The 17,842-nt window shown below is 61.5% G+C and carries 16 protein-coding genes and 1 pseudogene; 9 read left to right on the top strand and 8 right to left on the bottom strand.

The features are described 5' to 3' along the window. The first annotated feature begins 70 nt into the window (after nucleotides 1-70). The 3 genes from RCO31_RS10655 to RCO31_RS10645 are packed head-to-tail and all read left to right on the top strand — an operon-like array spanning nucleotide 71 to nucleotide 2,596. Nucleotides 71-844, top strand: coding sequence for an ABC transporter permease subunit (locus RCO31_RS10655; RefSeq protein WP_308968454.1), 774 nt, complete (start codon nucleotides 71-73; stop codon nucleotides 842-844). Then, nucleotides 841-1,554 (top strand): ABC transporter ATP-binding protein, encoded by a 714-nt coding sequence (locus RCO31_RS10650; RefSeq protein WP_308968298.1) that lies wholly within the window; start codon nucleotides 841-843, stop codon nucleotides 1,552-1,554. Before RCO31_RS10655 ends, RCO31_RS10650 begins: the two co-directional genes overlap by 4 nt. A gap of 28 nt (nucleotides 1,555-1,582) precedes the next feature. After that, entirely contained in the window at nucleotides 1,583-2,596 is a 1,014-nt protein-coding gene (locus RCO31_RS10645; RefSeq protein ID WP_308968297.1) for an NrtA/SsuA/CpmA family ABC transporter substrate-binding protein, read from the top strand. Nucleotides 2,597-2,668: 72 nt separating this feature from the next. On the opposite strand, the gene RCO31_RS10640 is transcribed toward RCO31_RS10645, so the two are convergent. Then, the gene (locus tag RCO31_RS10640) at nucleotides 2,669-3,865 is read right to left on the bottom strand and encodes a CoA transferase (RefSeq protein WP_308968296.1); all 1,197 of its coding nucleotides are present in this window, start codon (nucleotides 3,863-3,865) and stop codon (nucleotides 2,669-2,671) included. Nucleotides 3,866-4,260: 395 nt separating this feature from the next. Between RCO31_RS10640 and RCO31_RS10635 the strand changes: the two genes are divergently transcribed. Then, on the top strand, nucleotides 4,261-5,493 hold the full coding sequence (locus RCO31_RS10635; protein WP_308968295.1) for a rhodanese-like domain-containing protein: 1,233 nt from the start codon (nucleotides 4,261-4,263) through the stop codon (nucleotides 5,491-5,493). Nucleotides 5,494-5,687: 194 nt separating this feature from the next. Here RCO31_RS10635 and RCO31_RS10630 read toward each other — a convergent pair whose 3' ends face one another. From RCO31_RS10630 to RCO31_RS10620, 3 genes are all read right to left on the bottom strand, one after another. Beyond that, complete coding sequence (locus tag RCO31_RS10630) at nucleotides 5,688-6,827, bottom strand: LLM class flavin-dependent oxidoreductase (protein ID WP_308968294.1); 1,140 nt, start codon at nucleotides 6,825-6,827, stop codon at nucleotides 5,688-5,690. Nucleotides 6,828-6,896: 69 nt separating this feature from the next. Continuing rightward, nucleotides 6,897-8,141 (bottom strand): LLM class flavin-dependent oxidoreductase, encoded by a 1,245-nt coding sequence (locus RCO31_RS10625; protein WP_308968293.1) that lies wholly within the window; start codon nucleotides 8,139-8,141, stop codon nucleotides 6,897-6,899. Nucleotides 8,142-8,145: 4 nt separating this feature from the next. After that, nucleotides 8,146-8,931: an alpha/beta hydrolase gene (locus RCO31_RS10620; RefSeq protein WP_308968292.1), complete on the bottom strand. Its 786-nt coding sequence runs from the start codon at nucleotides 8,929-8,931 to the stop codon at nucleotides 8,146-8,148. A gap of 367 nt (nucleotides 8,932-9,298) precedes the next feature. Here RCO31_RS10620 and RCO31_RS10615 point away from each other — a divergent pair, with 367 nt between their 5' ends. Beyond that, entirely contained in the window at nucleotides 9,299-10,906 is a 1,608-nt protein-coding gene (locus RCO31_RS10615) for a GMC family oxidoreductase N-terminal domain-containing protein (RefSeq protein WP_308968291.1), read from the top strand. 81 nt (nucleotides 10,907-10,987) lie between these two features. Here RCO31_RS10615 and RCO31_RS10610 read toward each other — a convergent pair whose 3' ends face one another. The 3 genes from RCO31_RS10610 to RCO31_RS10600 all read right to left on the bottom strand — a co-directional run bounded on the left by RCO31_RS10610 (nucleotide 10,988) and on the right by RCO31_RS10600 (nucleotide 13,046). After that, nucleotides 10,988-11,602, bottom strand: coding sequence for a LysE family transporter (locus RCO31_RS10610; RefSeq protein WP_308968290.1), 615 nt, complete (start codon nucleotides 11,600-11,602; stop codon nucleotides 10,988-10,990). Beyond that, nucleotides 11,602-11,904, bottom strand: coding sequence for a DUF1127 domain-containing protein (locus RCO31_RS10605; RefSeq protein ID WP_308968289.1), 303 nt, complete (start codon nucleotides 11,902-11,904; stop codon nucleotides 11,602-11,604). The genes RCO31_RS10610 and RCO31_RS10605 overlap by 1 nt, the downstream gene beginning before the upstream one ends. A gap of 89 nt (nucleotides 11,905-11,993) precedes the next feature. Next, nucleotides 11,994-13,046 (bottom strand): methyltransferase, encoded by a 1,053-nt coding sequence (locus RCO31_RS10600; RefSeq protein ID WP_308968288.1) that lies wholly within the window; start codon nucleotides 13,044-13,046, stop codon nucleotides 11,994-11,996. Nucleotides 13,047-13,233: 187 nt separating this feature from the next. Between RCO31_RS10600 and RCO31_RS10595 the strand changes: the two genes are divergently transcribed. Beyond that, nucleotides 13,234-14,160, top strand: coding sequence for an AraC family transcriptional regulator (locus RCO31_RS10595; RefSeq protein ID WP_308968287.1), 927 nt, complete (start codon nucleotides 13,234-13,236; stop codon nucleotides 14,158-14,160). A gap of 673 nt (nucleotides 14,161-14,833) precedes the next feature. Further along, nucleotides 14,834-15,180 (top strand): annotated as a pseudogene (locus tag RCO31_RS10590) (DUF2200 domain-containing protein). Nucleotides 15,181-15,263: 83 nt separating this feature from the next. On the opposite strand, the gene RCO31_RS10585 reads toward RCO31_RS10590, so the two are convergent. Beyond that, entirely contained in the window at nucleotides 15,264-16,220 is a 957-nt protein-coding gene (locus RCO31_RS10585) for a tripartite tricarboxylate transporter substrate binding protein (RefSeq protein ID WP_308968286.1), read from the bottom strand. Between the two features lie 184 nt (nucleotides 16,221-16,404). Here RCO31_RS10585 and RCO31_RS10580 point away from each other — a divergent pair, with 184 nt between their 5' ends. Together RCO31_RS10580 and RCO31_RS10575 are read left to right on the top strand one after the other, a co-directional pair. After that, nucleotides 16,405-16,704 carry an HU family DNA-binding protein gene (locus RCO31_RS10580; protein ID WP_308968285.1) on the top strand — a complete coding sequence of 100 codons (300 nt, stop codon included), beginning with the start codon at nucleotides 16,405-16,407 and terminating at the stop codon, nucleotides 16,702-16,704. A gap of 745 nt (nucleotides 16,705-17,449) precedes the next feature. After that, a complete protein-coding gene (locus tag RCO31_RS10575) occupies nucleotides 17,450-17,656 on the top strand; it encodes a hypothetical protein (RefSeq protein WP_308968284.1) in 207 nt (68 codons plus the stop codon). Nucleotides 17,657-17,842 lie beyond the last annotated feature (186 nt).

Below are 17,842 nucleotides of genomic sequence, written 5' to 3'. Positions count from 1 at the left end.
ACAGATTCTCGCCTCGGCATCGAGCGTCCCGCCACGCGAACAGTTCGCGCCGCGAAGACAACCCTTCACACTGGGCCGTCGCGGGCTGCTTGCGATCTCCTGGCTTGCTCCTATCGCCTTGATCGTGGCTTGGGAGACCTCGGCGCAATTCGGCTGGGTCTCTCCTCAGGTGCTTCCGGCGCCGAGCAAGGTGGTGCGAACCGCCTATCGACTGGCAACGTCCGGAACGTTGCTGACTGACCTCGGCGTCAGCCTGCTGCGTGCCGCCACAGGCTTTGCGATCGGAGGATCGATTGCCTTCACGCTCGGCGTGCTGGTCGGCTTCTCACGCCTTGCAGAGGCCTTGATCGACCGCAGCATACAGATGATCCGCGCGATACCGTTCCTCGCGCTTCTACCGCTCGTCATTGTCTGGTTCGGCGTCGGAGAAGGCGAGAAAATCTTTCTCGTGTCGCTTGGGGTGACGTTCCCGATCTACATCAACACGACACTCGGCATAAGGCAGGTCGATCCGAAACTCCTCGAACTTGGACGCGTGCAAGGCTTGAGCCGTATCCAGCTCATCCGGCGCATCATTCTTCCCGGCGCCCTGCCATCGATCCTGACCGGCGTACGCTACTCGCTGGCGACCGCCTGGCTCGCGCTCGTCGTGGCCGAAACGATCGGCGCCCAGTCCGGCATCGGCTTTCTCGCCATGGATGCCCGCGAATTCCTGCGCACCGACGTGGTGGTGCTCACGATCGTCATCTACGCCCTGATCGGCGTCGTCGCCGACGCGATTGCGCGCCTCCTCGAACGCCGGCTGCTGGCGTGGCATCCCAACTATGCGAGCACCGCGCGATGACGAACGGCGCGCTTCGCGACAGGACGCCGTCGGTCGTCGTCACGGACCTGCGGCGCGCCTACGGCACGAAGGTCGTGCTCGAACAGCTGAACCTTCGCATCGAACGCGGCGAGTTCGTGGTTCTGCTCGGCGAGAGCGGCTGCGGTAAAACCACGCTGCTCCGGGCGCTGGCCGGACTGGACGCGATCGACGGAGGCCGGATCGAGGCGCCGAAACGCCCCGCCGTCGTCTTCCAGGAGCACCGGCTCCTGCCTTGGGATTCCTTGTGGCGCAATGTTTCGCTGGGCATGCAGGGGAGCGATCTACGTGAACGCGCTGCGGCTGCGCTCACGGAAGTCGGGCTCGGGGACCGTCTCGACGATTGGCCGCGCAATCTTTCCGGCGGCCAGGCTCAGCGGGTGGCCTTGGCACGCGCGTTGGTGCAGGAGCCGCAGTTGCTGCTGCTCGACGAGCCGTTCGCAGCGCTCGATGCGCTGACCCGCATCCGCATGCATACCCTCGTCAAAGAGCTCGTCGCACGCCACCAGCCCGGCGTCCTCCTCGTCACGCACGACGTCGACGAGGCCATCGTGCTCGCCGATCGCATTCTCGTCATGCGCGACGGCGTGATCGCCTTCGAGCACCGCGAGATCGGACAAGCACCGGCGGCCGAGACCCGCGCGCGCCTGCTCGCCGAACTCGGCGTCGTGCTCGACCGTCGCGCGGCCTGACCCGTTCCAATCCGGAAGGAGACAATCCATGCCGAAATTCACGCCCCGCTCGACCTCGCGCCGCGGCTTCATGCTTACCTCGCTCGCCGGCGTCGGAGCGCTGACCGGCGTCGGCCAGCTCATCACGCCCAGCGCCGGCGCCGCACCCGCGGGCCGCACAACCGACAAGGTGCGCCTAACCTGGGGGCATTCCGGCGTGACCTTGATCTCGAAGGAGCGCGGCGAATTCGACAAGCGCCTCGCTAAGGACGGCATCAAGGTTGAATGGCTTGGGCCGTTTCCCAACCACGCGCCGACCCTGCAGGCTGTCACCGGCGGAAGCGCCGACTTCGGTTTCGGCGGCAGCACGACGCCTGCGCTGGCGGCGATCATTGCAGGCTCGCCGCTGGTCTTCAGCCAATTCCTCATCTACGAACCTCGGACGACCGCCATCATCGCCAAGGATGGATCCGGCATCGACAAGGTCGAAGACCTGGTCGGCAAGTCAGTCGCAGTCAATCGGTCCGGTCTGGGCGAGTTCATCCTGATCGCCGCCCTTGAAAAGCACAAGGTCGACCGATCCAAGGTGAAAATCGTCTATCTTAATCCTCCGGATGCGGCGCCCGCTCTTGCTTCCGGCAAGGTCGATGCCTGGGCAATGTGGAGTCCCGGCGTGGACATCGCCCGCCACGAATACAAGGCGCACAACATTTTCCTTGAGGGACGCGACCTCGACTTCCAGATCGATTTCTCCTCGTACGTGACCTCGCGCAAGTTCAGCGTCGAGAATCCCGACATCGTTAGGGCCGTGAATGCCGCCTATGCCGCGGAAGCGAAGTGGGTCAACGACAACACGGCAGAAGCCGAGCTTATCGTCCAGAAACGCGGAAACTACGACGACAAGATCAGGGATGAGTTCATCGCCCTGAAGCGTCAATATCGCGTGTTGCCCGTCACCGACCTTGAATTCATTGCCGAGCTGCAGCGCGCGGCCGACTGGTTGGTGGCGCGCAAGGTGCTCCCCGAGGCTGTCAAGGTTTCCGATCACTTGGCAAGTATCTGATCCTGCAGCTTCTCGTATTTGGAGAACAGGAGTGGTTCTCACCGCTGAGCTGGGCCCGCGAGTGGAAATGACTCAAGACAACACCCCCACCGCCTTGCTCTCTATGAGCGAGGCGACCTCCGCGTCACTGTAGCCGAGCTCTCGCAGCACCTCTTTCGAATGTTCCCCCAGTCGCGGAGGCATGCGGCGAACTCCGATAGCTCCTTCCGAAAATCGGGTCGACGGTCGGGCCTGGCGGATCCGTCCTTCGCTCGGATGGTCAAGCTCCACGAACATGCCGACGGCTTTCAAATGCGGCTGCTCAGCAATCTCGGTCAGCTTTGCGAAAGCAGCGTGCGGCACGTCGATCGCCAGCAGCAGTTCCTCCCATTCCGCAGTGGTTCGACCAAGAGCTATCTCGCTCATGCGATCGTAGATCTTGTCGATGTTGCGAGCACGCAGCACCGGATCCTTCACCTCGAGCTCGTTGATGAGCTCGGGACGCCCCACCGCTTCAAAAAAAGCAGACCAATTCTCTCCCGAGTACGGCAGCATGGTGAGCCAGCCGTCCTTTGTGCGCATTGGACGCCTTTCCTTCAGTCGCTTGTATCCTGCAGGACCAACGGGCGGTACAAATGCATGGCCGCCGAGCATCTCGATGCTGTTGAAGGCCGCGAGAGTCTCGAGCATCGGCACCTCTACCAATTGCCCTCGTCCGGAACGTTCCCGGCGCAGCAGCGCTGCGTTCACCGCGGCCGTCAGCATCAAACCGCATAGTTTGTCCGCGACAAGGCTCGGCACGAAGGCCGGTTCTTCATCGGTGCCTATAGCTGAAGCGAAGCCGGAGGCTGCCTGCACGATCTCGTCAAAGGCCGGGCGAGCGGCCCACGGCCCATCCTGGCCAAACCCGGTAGCGGCCGCGTAGATCAGTCGTGGATTGAGCTCCTGACACGCCTCGTAGCTGAAGCCCAGCCTCGCCAGCGCCGCAGGACGAACGTTGGTCACAAGGGCATCGACAGTCGGAATAAGCCGCCGCAGAACAGCCTTGCCCTCCGCGTGTTTCAGATCCAAAGCCAAACTGCGCTTGTTGCGATTTGCGGCCATGAACTGGCCGCTCATGCCTCGATTGCGGAACTGGCCCGAATACCGCCATCCATCACCAGTGGTTGCCTCGACCTTGATGACGTCCGCGCCCCAATCACCAAGAGTCTGAACCGCAAACGGCCCAAACAGGATGTTGGTCAGATCGAGGATCCGGATGCCATCGAGTGGACCTGTCGGCTCCGTCATTGCGACTCCATCTCTACGTACCGCGGCGCGGGACAAATTTCAGGCACCCTTCCTTCCGACGTTCGTCGCGCAAGCGAGTGCACTCCAACGTACTCAACAACACGAGCTCCTTTCAAGTTTTGACTTTCTCAGCCGAAGAAGTGCGCCGTGGGCGCGAATACGTGCCATTCGGCCAACGCGGATCCGGCGGTTGACGACCGTGGCCCAAGAAGTCCACGTGAACGTCCCGCGTCCACGTCGGTCACGTGTGTTCTCCCATCATCTGCCGCAGCTTCGCATTGGCATTCGCGCGTGACGGCGTCGCAAGACAGCGATTTTATCCACGCTTTTTCGGCAGACGACGCTAAAGTGCGATGACCTCGCCAGCACGAAACCGCGATCGTTCCAGAACCCTCATGCAAACATCTTCCATCACTCCCTCGGAAGTCCGCAGCGCGTTGCTGCTGCGCGAAGAAATCGCACTCCTTGACCTTAGACATGAGGCTGCCTTCGCCACCGGCCATCCCCTGTTTGCCGCGAACATGGCAGTGGACCGGATCGCGCTCGAGGCCGAGGTAAGGCTGCCACGCAAGGATGCGCTGATTGTCCTCTACGATGCCGGCGAAGGCCTCGTGCCCGCGGCAAACAAGGCGCTGACGGCGCTGGGCTACAGCAGCATTCGGACGCTCGGCGGCGGGCTGAAGGCCTGGCGGGACGCAGGTTACGAACTCTTTCAGGACGTCAATTCCTACGCAAAGGCCTTTGGTGAACTGGTCGAGTCCCGCCGCCACACGCCCTCGCTGCCGGCCGACGAGGTCGCCGCGCTGATAGCGTCCGGCGCCGACATTGCGATCCTCGATGTCCGGCGTTTCGACGAATACGCAACGATGAACATTCCAGGTTCAATCAGCGTGCCCGGTGCCGAACTGGTCTTGCGTGCTGGTCATGCGGCGCCGAATCCGGATACGACCATCATTGTGAACTGCGCCGGCCGTACCCGCTCGATCATCGGCACGCAGTCGCTGATCAACGCCGGCGTCCCCAACAAGGTTGTGGCACTACGCAACGGCACCATCGGATGGACGCTCGCCAAGTACGCGCTCGAACACGGCGCGGCCAGGCGAGGCGCAATCGGGCCTTTCCAGCACGCCGACGACGGTGCCCGCGATGTCGCCTATCGCGCCGGTGTTCGGCGCATCGGCATTGAAGACTATTTGGCACTGCAGGCGCAGCGACACCGAACGCTCTATCGCTTCGACGTTCGCGACGAGGCCGAATACACGGCCGGCCACATCCCGGGCTTCCGCCATTACCCTGGCGGACAGCTGGTGCAGGAAATCGACATGGCGGCGCCCGTACGCGGCGCGCGCATTGTGCTCAGCGACAACTTAGGCATTCGCGCCGAGATGACGGCGTCCTGGCTCGCGCAGATGGGTTGGGAAACCTACGTCCTCGATGGCGGCTACGACAGCGCGGTGGAGGCGACCCCACCGCTCATCCTGCCGAAGCCCGCCCCCGCGCACCGTTACCGGCGTCCGTATGAGGGAACGGAGGCTTCGCCCGAAAAGATGCAGGCCTATCTCGATTGGGAATTCGGGCTCGTCGAACAGCTCAGGCGCGACGGGACTCACGGCTTCTTCGTGGTTTGATGCACCATCCTGATCGAATGGCTGGCGCACAGAACGGCGACTTCGTTTTATCGTGCGACGACGTTTGCGGACCGGATTGCACCTGTTGTCTTAATCAGACGGTGGAAAAAAATTCGCGTAGCGGTGCATGAGCTGCCATATGGCTGCATTGTTTGCCGAGCTGCCACCAAACTCCGAGGGGCGATACCGCTCATTCATGCCGGCGCGAATACGTCGGCCTGCGGCCTTCCGGTCCGCTCGGCGACGGCGACCGGACCTGCAAACGCGGCGTCTCGCTGCATCACGGGCATCACCCTTTCCGCGAAGAGGCGCATGTTGAGCTCGGCCTTATCGGGCGGCATACGGCCATACGAGAAGTCGCATACCACGTGGTCAGTGCCAGTCAGCCGTTGCAGTTCGCCCAGCTGTTGGATGCAATCGTCCGGCGTTCCGACAATCTGAATGCTCACGTAGAAATCGTTCATCTTCTGGCGCGCGACCGGATCTTTCAGTTTGGCATAGGTCTTCGCCATCTTGCCGTAGGACTCGTAGCCCTTCACGTTTGCAAGATGACCGTCGGAGAAGTTGTAATGAGCGTCGATTGAGTCCCATTTGGCGCCCAGAAACTGTGTGGCTCGTTCCTGTGCCTCCGCGCGGCTCGGTGCGCACGCGACATTGGTCAGGATCACTGGCGGGGTCGGCGCGTGGCCGACGCTGATGGCGATCTCTCGGTAGCTTTGAATGTCCGCCGCAGCCTTCTGCCACTCGTTCTGCATGATCACCATCATGCCGAAACCGAGTTTTGCCATGATCTCGGCTGACTCGGGGCTCACCGACGACGCGTAAAAGCGGCGCTCAGGATTGGACATGGGCCGAGGACGGATCGACATCCTGGGGATCTTGTAGAACTCGCCGTCCCATTCGAACACCTCGTCGCGAAGGGCCCTCGTCACGAGTTGCGCTGCCTCGGCGAAGCGCGGGCGCGCCTCCTCCATGGGGATACGGAAGCCAGCGTACTCCGCGCTGGCCGCACCCCGCCCGAAGCCGAACATGCATCGCCCCCGGCATAGCAGATCCAGATAGGCAATCTGCTCGGCGACCCGAACCGGATCGTGCCACGGCAGCACAATCACACATGTGCCCAGCGTGATGCGGCTCGTCTTCGCTGCGTAGTAGGACAGCAGCTGCAACGGACTTGGTGACATCGAGTAGCCGGTGAAATGGTGCTCGAGAGCGAACAGAGAGTCGAAGCCGAGCGGCTCTGCAAGGTCTGCCAGTGCAAGATGCTCCGCCATCACTGACGAGTCGGGACGGCCAGGCTCGGCCAAGACGCTCACGTCGGTTCCGATTCTCATAGTGCAACTCCCGGGCGCGGAGAACGAACGCTTGGCCAGAATGGCGATTGCTGCAGCCCGTCCCGACGATCACTCTGCTGCAGCGATCCGGCTGGCCTTGAGGTCGTTCGAATAGTTGAGATGAACCGGCGCGTTGGCCTCGAACGGGCTCTTGAGATCAAGCTGTTTGGCAATCTCGCGGATCGCCGGGAAGACTTCCTGGCCCATCAGGCGGATGCAGGTCAGGGAATCCTCCTGACTGACGCGGCCGTCATTGCCCCACAGTGCCAGGATCCCTGGCCTCGTCTCCTCGAGAATGCGCTTGAGCTTGGCGACCACCGTCGTAGGCGTGCCGGCAATGATACGCAGGTCGGCCATCTGCTGCTCAAAGCTCGCAATGCCGCGCGGGTTGGCCGCGCGGCCGGAGGCGAACTCGACGAACGCACGGCGGTTCGACGGCGAACCGTAGCCCGACGGCGTGCTCCACACCGGATGCGCGAGGCCGGTGAATTCGCCCTGCATCCAGCGGAACTGTCTGGCGTTCTCGATCGCCTTCTCTTCATTGTCCGAGATATGGACCTGGATCAGGTAGCCGCGATTCTCCGGCCCGCTCGCATACCCTATCTCGGCCGCGGTCTTGTCATAGAGCTCCCAGATTTTCTTGGTCTGCTCGATCGAGGTATTGAGCGCGATATACGGATAGCGCTGCTGCGCCGCCCAGATGATCGTCTCCTTGCTGATGACGCCCGGGATCCAGACGCGGGGATAAGGCTTCTGCAAGGGCACGGCCCAGGGGTTCACCACACGCTGCTGGTAGTGCGTCCCTTCGAAGCGGAACGGACCTGGCTGCGTCCATGCTCTGACGATCAGCTCATGCGCCTCCTCGAAGCGCTCGCGATTGAAGGCAGGATTGACGCCGGCTGCGAGCTGCTCCTGACCACCCCCGCGCACGAAGCCGGAGACAAGTCGCCCTTTCGAAATCATGTCGATCATGGCGAGCTCTTCGGCAAGCCGGATCGGGTTCTCCGCGAGCGGAAGCGGGTTGCCCAGCATGACGATTTTGACCTTTTTGGTCATGCCGGCCAGCAAACCCGCGAAGATGTTGGCCTTGGCCTGCATGCAGAACGGCGCATTGTGGTGCTCGTTCAGCATGATGCCGTCGATGCCGACCTCTTCGGCGAGCATGTATTGCTCGATGTAGTTGTTGTAGAGGCGCGAGCCCTCGACCGGATCGAACTGCGTGTTCGGAAACATCAGCGCAGTGGCGCCGAAGTCGAGGCCGGCCTGCTCGGAGTAGGCCGACATCGGCTGCTCGGTGAAATACATCAGGTGCATGGCATTACTCCCGACCGATGAAATCGATGATCAGCTTGGCGAGCGTGTCCGGCTGCTCCATGTCGACGCAATGACCGCACCCGGCGATCGTCTGCAGTCGGGCGTTGGGGAGCGCCTCGAGGTAGCGCTTGGCGGCGCTCGATGGCACGATGCGGTCGTCCTCGCCCCACACGACCAGCGCCGGCGCGCGCACCGCTGCCAGAAGATGCGGGAGCGTCTGGCTGTACATGTAAGGCTTCCAGGCGATGCGGAAGCTCATCTCGCGGCAGATGTCCCACATCTCGAGCTGATCGGTCGAGGGCTCCGCGCCATAGACGCGGTCGAAAGCCTTCTGGTCATGGAAGCCCGCGCGCGCATAGTCGATGTAGCCCGTGATGGCGAGATCAAGAATGTCGCCCTGCGACGGCTTGATGCCCATGGGGCCGACCAGAACGAGACGTGACACATCCGCCGGCGCCATGCTGGCCATCTCCGCGGCGATCCAGCCACCGAAGCCGAGACCGACGAGCGCGACATCGCGCACCTGCAACTCGCTCAACAGACCACGATAGACCACGGCAACGTCGCGCACGCTGCGCATCCAGTCGGGTCGCGGCGAGCGGCTGTAACCGGGGTGGTGAGGCAACAGAACATCGAAGCGGGATGCGAGAGCCTCGTAGAACGGCAGACGGTCGAGGGTCCCCGTTTCGTGGTGCAGAACGAGGACGGGCTTGCCCTCCCCTGCCCGGCTCAGATGCAGCGTGGCCCCGGCCACCTCGACGCGAGAGTCGGTCCACTGTACGGCCGCCATGATCCATCCCTTTTTTATTTTGCAAGGATGGTGACACATGAGTTCGAAGAGTCAAACCTTCGATCCGCAACGTCTGTCGACTTTGTCGGGCAGAATCAGCCGACGGCTTTGCGACGACGTTCAGCGAAGCGCTTGTGGCCGAGCGACTTCTCGTCCGCGCCACCTTCGATCGAAGACCCGCTCCGCTCCCGAATGCATGGCAGCCTTCTTCGAAAAGCGCGAGCGGCTTCGCGCTCGAAAGTGCCTTTGCACTCGCTGAAATGCAGCTTTGAGATAATTCCAGTCGCGTGCCATCGTTGCTCGCTTTGTCACGCCGACAACTCTTTGCGGTTCGTGTTTCCGAACCTGTAGGACGATGGAGTGCCACATGGAGGCGGAGTCTTACGACTACATCGTGACCGGCGCGGGGTCTGCCGGCTGTGCCGTGGCCGCGCGACTCTCGGAGACGGGGCGCTACCGGGTGCTCCTGCTCGAGGCAGGCGGGCGCGACAGCTCACCATGGATACATATTCCCGTCGGTTATTCCCGGCTCTTCACCCACGAAACCTACAATTGGAGGTTCGAGAGTGAGCCCGTTGCCGGCCTGAACGGGCGCACCTCCTACCAGCCGCGTGGCAAGATGCTCGGCGGGACGAGTTCGCTGAACGGCATGGTGTACATGCGCGGGACGGCGGCCGACTACGATGGCTGGCGTCAGTTCGGCTGTGTCGGCTGGGACTACGAAAGCGTTCTGGCTTTCTTCCGCAAGGCCGAGAACCAGGAGCGGGGTGAGGACGAATTTCACGGCGTCGGTGGCCCGCTCAATGTCACCGATGCGCACTACAAGCACGAAATCATCGATGCGATCATCGAAGCGGCCGTTCAGGCCGGCATTCCGCGCAATCGCGACTTCAACGGCGCGGCGCAGGAAGGCGCCGGATACTATCAGGCAACGATCGGCAAGGGGCGCCGATGGAGCGCCGCGACCGCCTATCTGAAGCCGGCAAGAGGTCGCCGGAATCTCGTGGTCAGACCGAATGCGCATGCGACACGGATCGTCATCGAGAACGGCAGGGCCGTTGGCATCGAGTTCCGCACCTCCCGCGGCATGGAGATGGCCAGGGCCAGGGGCGAGGTGATCGTCTCCGGCGGCGTGTACGGCTCGCCGCAGCTCCTGTTGTTGTCCGGCATCGGACCGGGTGACCATCTGAATGAGATGGGGATCGAGGTCACGCACGACCTCGCTCCGGTCGGCGCCAACCTGCACGACCACTTCAATTCGTATGTCGCCTGGCGCTCGACCAGCACCGGCACCTTCAACGAGCTCCATCACTCTCCGTTCCGAAAACTTGCGGCCGGCGCCAGATACCTGGTTGGACGAGATGGGCCGATGACAGCCATCGCCACGCACGCCGGCATCCTGACCCGAACAGACCCGCGCTTCGATCGTCCCGATCTCCAGATCAACACGTATCTCTGGTCGATCGAGACCCGGGACCGCACCGGGATGCACCCCCATCGATGGCCGGGCTTCAGCATGTCTCCCGTTCACTTGCGTCCCGAAGGTCGCGGGCGGGTGAGCCTCGCGAGCCGCGACCCGCTCGCCCCGCCGAGGATCGCGTTCAGGTTCATGGAAACCGCACATGACGTCGATGCGATGATCCGTGGCGTCCGGCTGGCGCGAAAGCTGGCCGAGCAGCCGGCGCTCAAGCCGTACATCGCAGAGGAGGTGGTGCCGGGAGCAGCCGTCAATTCCGACGAGCAAGTCATCGAGGACATCCGCAATCGCGGCGTCTCGAACCTGCATCCTGTCGGCACATGCAGGATGGGCACGGGTCCCGACGCGGTCGTGGATCCCCGTCTGCGTGTACACGGCATTCGGGGGCTCCGCATCGCCGATGCCTCGATCATGCCTCTGGTTGTCGGCGGCAATACCAACGCTCCTTCGATCATGATCGGCGAGAAATGCGCGGCCATGGTGCTGGAGGATGCTTGAAGGGTGCGGCGTCCATGGTGAAGGCACGCGCCGCCGCGACTGAGGCACATGCGTCGGTGAATGCTGTTTTTGTTGTCGCCGTCAGACAATGCGGGCGCATAGCGCGGCGCCCAGGATTATCAGGAAGCCCCCACCGAGCCTGTTGAGCCGATCGAGCGCGGCTTTCTGCAGGCTCCGAAACATGGCGTTCGTGCCGAGGACGAGGACCAGATACCAGGAAGCACTGCCGAGCATCACACCGATGGGCATCGCAAACGCGCGATCGATGATCAGCGGCTTGCCGGCTTCCAGCGCGGACGTAGCGCCCAGGTACGGCAGTATGGTCATCGGATTGGCGGCGGCGATCAGCAAGGTCGACGTGTAGGCCGAGAACAGATCCCCGCATGTCGCGCGATGCACTGCGCGTGCAGAGGTGAGGATGGTTCTGACGCCGATTAAGATCAGGAGGACGCCTCCAGCAATGTGCAGCGGTGTATGCAGGGCGAGCGTCATCTGCACCAGCACGGTCGCACTCACCGCGGCCAAGCAACTGAATATGCCGTGCGCCGTCGCCGCACCCATGCCGCTCGCAATCCCGAACCAAACACCGGATGCCAGCGTCCGCTCCACGCACATCAAACCAATCGGGCCGAACGGGATGGCGATGAAGAGGCCGAGCATCGCCGCGGGCATCATGTCAGCCAGAAGCTGCGTCATTATTTCCAGAACGGCTTGGCCGCTTCGGCATCCGCCTGTTGCCGCGTCACGCCGATGTCTTTGAGGAGGCGGTCATCGAGCTTCGACAGCACGTCCCGCTGCCGAGATCGTTCTGAACACCAGACGCACCAATACAAAAACCGCGTGCCCCAGAACAATCCCTGGGTCCCGGCTCTATCAGTATTGCCGAATGCACCGACCGTCCGTCGCGTGATGAGAGAAGGCACAATCCGAGGTCCTCCACAGTCGAGGCTCGCGCTTCGTGGCCGAAACGAGTCGTCCGATCGACGACTGGACTGCATGGGTTCCTCCTTGCGTCGTTACGCTACTCAATGGAGCCCACGCTTGACCTGCCCGCGGCTGTAGCCGGCCATCGCCGCAGAGCCGCACACTATTTGTAGGCGATCGCCGCGCTTGCAGGCCCTGCGAGGTGTCGAACTTCGCAGTGGCTGAAGCCCGCCTCTTGGCACCAGTCGGCAAAATCGGCGCCGGTAAAGTCGAATGCGTCGCCGAACTCGATCAGCATGTTGAGGGACATCAGCAGGCCGAATACGTTTTTCCGCCGCTCATCGTCGATGATGTTCTCGACCGCAATCAGCGCCCCGCCCTTGGGCAGGGCCCGATACGCCTTGGCGATCAGCATCTTCTTGCGATCGAGATTCCAGTCATGAAGGATCATCCCCATGGTGATGATATCGGCCTTCGGGAATTCGTCGTTGAAGAAGTCGATGACGTCCGCCTGCACGCGCTCGCTCAGGCCATGTTTGGCGATGTTGCGTTCTGCAATCGGTTTCACGACGGGCAGATCACATGAGCGGCAGGTGACATGCGTGTGCCGGCTTGCGACAAGGCAGGAGAGTTGCCCGCTCGCGCCGCCGATGTCGGCCAGCGTGCCGTAGCGTGAGAAATCAAACTTCTCGGCGAGCGCAGCGAAGTTCGCGTGCGAGATACCGGCCATGGCGTTTATGAAAAGCTCCAGCCGCGCCGGATCGGCGTAGAGCTCATCGAATATCGGCCGGCCGGAATGCTTGATCTCGTTCTGCGGCTTCCCTGTCTTGAGGGCGGGCGTCAGGTCGGCCCAGAACCGGTAGAGCCGCGCATTAGCCATTTCGAGGATTCCGCCGATGTATCGCGGGCTGTTGCGATCGAGAAGCACCGCCGTGTCGTCAGTGTTGTGGTAGCGACCGGCCGTACCGTCTCCGTCACGCCCGAGCATGCCGAGGGCGACGAGCGTGTCCAGAAGGTCGTAAGTTCCGCGCGGATGGAGGCCCAAGGCGCGTTCGATGTCACGCCCGGTCTTCGGACCATCGGCAAGGTACGTGAACACGCCCAGCTCTACGGCGCTCAGCAGCGCCTTCGATGCCCAGAAACCCATGCCGATCTGCATGATGTGATCTGGCGTGGCTGCAGCGCGGGGCATTGCCAGCAGGTTGGTGGTTGGCATTGCTGTCTCTCCAGTTCGTGGGTGTCTCTCCGGTTCCGCGAATTTGTGGGTGTTTGCGAGTCAGGTCAGCGCATAGGGCAGACACCGCGGCGCCGTCTGCCCGAAGGTTGCGACTTTTGTTCTGATCTTGCTGTGAAGCGGTAACCGGTCTTGCCAGCAGCGGGAGCCGGTGCTTACCTGAGCGGGTATGTCTACGCCGACAGGCTATACGATCTTCGACCAATTGCGGCGGTCCGGCATGCCGCTCCGGGCCTCGGCACGGTTCGGCGATGGCCTCTCCGCCGCGCTCTGGGAGCGGAATGGTTCAGGGCGTTACCGCTACGATCCGCCCAATCATCATACGCTCAGTTTGTGCATCGCCGGGGGTGAGGGATTTCGTCGGCGGCGAGAACGCAACGTCATCCCCATCTACGGCAAGGGTAGCTTCTGGATCCTGCCGGCCGGCGCGACCACCGACTGGGACGCGACGGGGTCGGGGCGGATTTTTCACCTCTACATACCAACGCCGACGTTCGACCGCCGAGTGGTCGAGACGCTCGATGCGGACCCCAAGACGGTAAGCCTGCGCGACGACGGCTTCCAGAGCGACGCCATACTGGAAGGGATCATCCGCATGCTGCTGCCACTGTCCTGGGATGAGCCCTCCGACCGGCTTGCCGCGAGCTACGCCTGCGAACTGCTCACGGCCTACCTTGCCGCGCGATACGCCGAGCGCACACCGAAGGCGCTGTTGGTCCGCGGCGGTCTTGCGCCGGTGGTGCTCAGACGGGTGCTCGAGTACGTCGAGGAACACTTGGAGCGAGACCTGCTGCTCAGGGACTTGGCCGCAGCGGCCGACCTCAGCCCCTACCACTTCGCTCGCGCCTTCAAACGCTCCGTCGGCAGCAGTCCGCACCGCTATGTGCTGCGCCGACGCATTGAACGCGCCAAGCACCATCTTGCCACAGGCGAGCTGTCGCTGGCTGCTGTGGCGCTGGCCTGCGGCTTCGGCTCTCAGAGCCACTTCAGCGCGCACTTCCGAGCGGCAACCGGGCTCACACCGCGCCAGTTCTGGAGTTGCAAGGAGAGCCGCTCTCGTTCGTCCCTTCCCACCATCGACACGACACTGCCCTGAATATCAGCGCCGCCTAGAGAGGTCATGCCCTAGACGATAGAAGAGTCGTGTTCTCCGGTATGGCGCAGCTGCGGCGATCGATGGTCCTCAGGTGATGGGTGTAACTTTCAGCGCCAGATGGCGCGAGTTCTGCTACGATATTTGAGATCGATGATTGCGCCCGGCAGCGTCGCCCAAACTCGCAGAAAGGCGGATCGCGCCTTTGCCCTGGTCAACCTTTTCTGCATCGATCCGACGACACACAATCGCCTGCCGAGAGCACGGCTTCTCGCAGGCGAGCCGCCTCTGGTTGGCACGCGCCGCAGCGCATTTGCTCTTGAGTGCTCGTCTGCAGTTTAACCCGGCCCCTTTGCAATTCGACGACCATTGGGGCGCATTTAGATGCGCGTTTACGCGCAAATAGTCGATAAGGAAGGTCGGGCCACAAGCGCAAGTGTGTACGTACGATCGAGGCCTTCGAGGAAGTCGGAGTGATCACGGAGTTTGCTTGCCACAAAGCATCGGTTGCCGGTTCGCAAATGCGCACGGAATCCGGTTTTGGCTTAAGTGGACTCGCGGTGCTCGCTTACCCAATGCGGATCTTCACTCCGTTGGCGAGGCAGGCGCCAAGCGCTGGTAAAAACACGTCCGGGATCAGTTATGTTGGGCGTCTCTGGTCCGCTTACGAGGACGCATGCCAAAACATCGCATCTATTCAGTCAGCGTCGCGAGCGTCCCCACTACGTCGCCAAAGCGGAGAAGAAGGGACGCACGAAAGCCGAGGTCGATGAAATCATCTGTTGGCTAACTGGGCACAGCCAAGAGACGCTAAACAATCAGTTGGCGAAGAACACAAACTTCGAGGACTTCTTTGCACAAGCGCCTCAGATGAATCCCTCACGATCGTTGATCAGAGGAGTGATCTGTGGCGTCCGCGTGGAAGGCATCAAAGAACCTACCATGCGGGAAATCCGCTATCTGGACAAACTGATCGATGAACTCGCGAAGGGGAAAGCGTTAGAGAGAATCCTGCGGGAATAGGCAGCCGGAACGCAGGCCATCCAAGCACGAAACCAGGCCGGCGCAGGCTCGCAGCGCCCTACCCCAAGCGACGGTTTCATCTGTCACTTCACCGAGATCTTCGCGGCCTTGATCACCTGGGACCACTTCATGGTGTCATGCCGTATGGTCTCAGCGTACTCGGTCGGCGTGGAGCTTACGGCCCTGGTCCCCAGTCTTGTGAAGGTCTCTTTGATGCTCGGCATCTCTACGATGCCGGAAATCGCATTACTTAGGCGGGCAAGGATTTGTTGTTCGGTGCCCGGTGGAGCAATTAATCCATAGATCGAATAAGCTTCGGCACCGGGAAAACCAGCTTCGGAGATCGGCGGAACCTCAGGCAAATTGGGACTGCGTTCTGTGCCCTGTACTGCGAGCACGCGGAGCTTTCCGGCCTCCACCATGGGCATGATTGGCGGCAGCCCGCTGAAAAGAATCTGTACGCGACCAGCCAACATGTCGCCGAGCGCATCAGAATTTCCCTTGTATGGGATATGCACAAGCTGCACCTGAGCTTTCGACGCAAATAGCTCGCCTGCCAGGTGCGGCGTACTGCCGATGCCGGACGAGGCATAATTCAACTCTCCCGGCTTGTTCTTGGCCAACGCGACAAGTTCGGTGATGCTGTTGGCCGGCAGGGAGGACGGGACGACGATTGCCATTGGACCCACTGCGACCTGTGACACTGCTTGATAGCCAGGTAGCGGCGCCTCGCGCAGGGTCGGGTCGATCGCCAAGGGTCCCGAGGCCGTGAGGTGGATGGTATAACCGTCCGGCTGAGCATTCGCGTTCAAATCAAGCGCCAATCGGCCGTTGCCGCCACCCTTGTTTTCAACGACCACGGGCTGCCCAAGCCGCTCGCCTAGAGGACCGGCGATCGCTCTTGCCATCAGATCCAGCGTGCTGCCGACGCTGAATCCGACGGTGAGGTGGACAGGTCTATTTGGTTGCCATTCCTGCGCAGCCGCTTCCTCAATAGACACAAGCACGAGCAAGGCGCAGACGGCGAAACGGATAAACATAGCTTCCTCCATCACTGGCGTCTTCGCACAGCGAAAATGAGTGAGCGAAGACATAAGAGCCGAGGCAGCCCACCTTGCGCTCCTACCTAGGAGCTGCACGTGCGGCCATTGGTACGCAGCAACGACAGTTGGATAGAGCGGCCAGATTCCCTTAATGTCCGCCCCCGAATCAATAGGAGCAGCTATGGTGAAGATGACGAAGACACAGTTGATCGACGCTATTGCGGAATCGAGCAACTTGTCCAAGAACGACGTTAAGACGGTAATCGAGCATATGGCGACGATTGGCTATAAGGAACTCAACGAGTCCGGCGAGTTTGTCATACCCGGTTTTGCAAAGATGTCCGTTGTCAACAAGCCGGCCACTGAAGCGCGAAGCGGCTTCAACCCCTTCACCAAAGAGCCGATGGAATTCCCGGCGAAGCCGGCCAGCAAGAGTGTCAGGGTGTCCCCACTCAAGGTGGCCAAGGACGCGGTAAACTAAGCATTCCTCAAGCCGCCTTTCAGCCGGCGTGTCAGTTAGTGGCCCTATGGAAGGTCCACTTTCGGGCAAATGACGGACATGCCGGGTTCTTGCGGTAGCGTCCTTACGCTTCGGGATAGCGAGTGCTAGGTGCAGAGGGACGTGCTTTCTTCGGCAAGCTGATGACCGAGGACACGAGGCGCAACACCGAGTTTGGCGGATTCGGCTTAGCGGAGCAGAAGGCGGGCTTCGCGGAAACAACTGTCTCCAACTTCACTTTTGGCAGGCCATCCGGCGCGCCGATGTCGATGCGCGACTGTAGATGCTTGTCATGCCGAAAGTCTCTTCCTCGAATTACTGCAAAGAGAGCAATGCCCGCTCGAGCGACTAGGCGGTGTTCCTTGCTCTAGGCGGTGTTCTGGCTTAACTCTTGCAGATAACTACGTCGGGCCAGGTTACAAGATGTGCTTCGCTTGCGACAGCAACGTTCGCCATCGCCCAGGACCTCTTTAACGGTGCAAATCTGCAGAGCAAGCTAGTAACTTTAACTTTGCGTATCGCGGCTGCGCCATCGACGCCACCCCGGCGAAGACCTAAGCGGAAACGGGTTAGACCAGGAGATTTGAGGGTCTGTCAGATCTCGCGATTGGATACCTTGTCTTTTGCGTGGTCGCTTTTTTACTTCCAAAAAGCCAGGCGCTACTGATCGCCAGTCTGAGGAACAGTTAGCTTAGCCGCTGCGTAATACTCTGACGTGGACCACGCCATGAAGCTTGAACAGGAATACCGAGACCTTCTTCACAACGCCCAGAAGTCAACCGATGCCATCATGGATTTCTTGACGGCCATCGAGAAAGCGCCGGGCGCGCAAACAAACGCGTCCATCAAAGATCTGGTTCGAGTTGCGACCTCGAATGCCAAGACGCTGAAACAGGAGATCGATCAGATCTGGGATGAGTTCAAGCGCACATAAAAGCAAAGCGGCGGGCCATCTCTCGAGATCGGGTTTGGGGGCCGCGAGGCTACTCTCATGCGGATCAACAGCCTTAGCGAGACCGACGGAAGCCGACTCGCACACCGATGGCCGAAGGCCTGAGGAGCTTTGAGGAAAATCGCGAATGTCATTCTCGCACGAAAGCTCAATGTCAAACGATTAATC

Origin of the sequence: Bradyrhizobium sp. LHD-71, from assembly GCF_031157255.1 — a bacterium.
GTDB lineage: Bacteria > Pseudomonadota > Alphaproteobacteria > Rhizobiales > Xanthobacteraceae > P52-10.
The sequence above is the reverse complement of the archived record's forward strand: the minus strand, read 5'-3'. Positions and strand labels throughout refer to the sequence as shown.